The sequence below is a fragment of the Mycobacterium sp. NGS34 genome (genome assembly GCF_059812845.1).
Map to the genome: position 1 here is coordinate 1 of NZ_JCALDM010000070.1, position 324 is coordinate 324.

1 protein-coding gene is annotated in these 324 nt (G+C 60.8%); it reads right to left on the minus strand.

The genetic code is table 11. The features are described from left to right. Position 1: 1 nt before the first annotated feature. On the minus strand, positions 2–324 hold a 323-nt coding region (locus AC5Y7V_RS31425; RefSeq protein ID WP_499883799.1), incomplete at its 5' end, for an integrase core domain-containing protein.

Here is a 324-nt window from a genome sequence, read left to right on the forward strand (position 1 = left end):
GCTAGCTGTTCTGACCTGACAGGTTAGGTACGCGGGTGGCGGGTGGTTGGCCGCCGAGTGCGGTGTGGCCGCGGTGGTGATTATAGGTGTGGAGCCAGATGGGGAACTGTTCGCAGCGCTCGGTGTCGCTGGTGTAAAGGCGGGCATAGGCCCATTCGTCGGCCAAGGTTCGGTGAAATCTCTCCACTTTGCCGTTCGTCTGAGGACGATAGGGGCGGGTCCAGCGATGCTCGACGTCATCGAGCGCGTCGCGGAATGCGTGGGATCGGTAGCAGGACCCGTTGTCTGTCAGCACTTTTCGAACAGTGATGCCGCATTCGTTGA